General features: G+C 62.9%; 1 protein-coding gene. It reads right to left on the bottom strand.

Features of this window, described 5'->3' with window-relative positions:
• Positions 1-75 precede the first annotated feature (75 nt).
• Positions 76-1,455: reverse transcriptase domain-containing protein (locus U9980_RS27855; RefSeq protein ID WP_322770650.1), on the bottom strand; the 1,380-nt coding region annotated here is incomplete at its 5' end.

The raw sequence follows: 1,455 nt of genomic DNA, 5'->3' as shown, positions 1-1,455 counted from the left end.
GGTCGGGTAGCCTCGGCACGTTGCCGTGCCGAGGCCCCCTCAGAACCGGGCACGCGGCTTTCACCGCACCGCGGCTCAAGCAAGCCTCCAGGACTCGCGGGCGGATAGAAGTGTCGGACCTGGCGTCTTGTCGACGTCGAGTGACCGTCTGCACCAGGCATGAACCAGGCGTTGAACATGTCCGGATCGCCCGTCTCCCTCGCACGTGGTGGTTTTCTTCACCATTACTTTGCGGGTCGTGCGCATCCACAGCTCCCATTCCTGAGGGCTGTCGGGTTGACGCTCGGCGTGTAGTACAAGCTCCCCACATCCAGGGCAGCGACCCTTCTGCGCCTTCAGAAGGAGCTGAAGAGACTCATCCAGTCGAGTGGAGCGCTTGGACCGTCGCCGACGGGCCCAGTAGTCGGACAGAGTCGGATCGTCGGGAGACGCCGTGCCCTTGACCATCTGGTGCCGGACGATGTTCGTCCAGGCGAACTTTCGCAGGTAGGCGCCGCTCTCGCGGTCACCGAAAACCCACTTGTCCTGCCTGGCCGGGTTGAACCTTTCGTAGTACCGGGTGGTGACCCAGTGCTTCGACTTGGTGGGATGAGTAAAGCATCCCCACTTGTAGGTCAACTGCCACAGATAGCGGTCCAGTCCCGCGAACACGCGACTGGAAACCGCCACGCGGTAGTAGGCTGCCCATCCCCGCACGATCGGGTTGAGCTTGCGGATAATGGCCAGGGCGTTGGACCCGCGAAGGGCCAGTACCTCGGCGCGCAGCCTTGCCCGGATACGCCGTATCGCTGCCGTGCTCGGTTTGATGAGTAGCTTGCCGTGGTAGCGGCGAACGTTGAATCCCAGAAAGTCGAACCCGTCGTTGACGTGGACAATGCGTGTCTTGTCCTCGTTGAGGGTCAGCCCCCGGGGCGCTAGCCACGTGGCCAGCCGGGCCTTGACCTGCTCAGCCTGGTCACGGGTGTGACATAGCGCGATCAGGTCATCGGCGTATCGCACCAGCACAGGGGAGTCCTTATGCACACGTCCGGCGACCGTGCCGGTAATGTGGTAACGAACTCCCGCAGCGTATTCCATTCCATGTAGGGCGATGTTGAGGAACAGCGGGCTGATCACCGAGCCCTGGGATATGCCATCATCAGTAGGGATGAGAACACGCTCTTCGACGACTCCGGCTTTGAGCCACTGCCGGGCGGCTTCCCGTCCCGGGAAGCCGCCCACAACGGCCATCAAATGGGAGTGGTCGATGTGATCGAATGCCGCCGTCAGATCCGCGTCGAGCGCCCATAGACGCATGGCGTTCTTGCCTTTCAGCGTCGTGAACAGGGCGGCCATCGCGTCGTGACAGCCACGGCCGGGCCTGAAACCGTAGGACCTGGCCTCGAACCGTGCCTCCCACTCGGGTTCCAGCGCGTTCTTCGCCCGTGCCTGCTGCACACGATCGACGATCACTGG

Origin of the sequence: Protofrankia sp. Cr1, assembly GCF_963555865.1 — a bacterium.
Classification (GTDB): domain Bacteria; phylum Actinomycetota; class Actinomycetes; order Frankiales; family Frankiaceae; genus Protofrankia.
The sequence above is the reverse complement of the archived record's forward strand: the minus strand, read 5'-3'. Positions and strand labels throughout refer to the sequence as shown.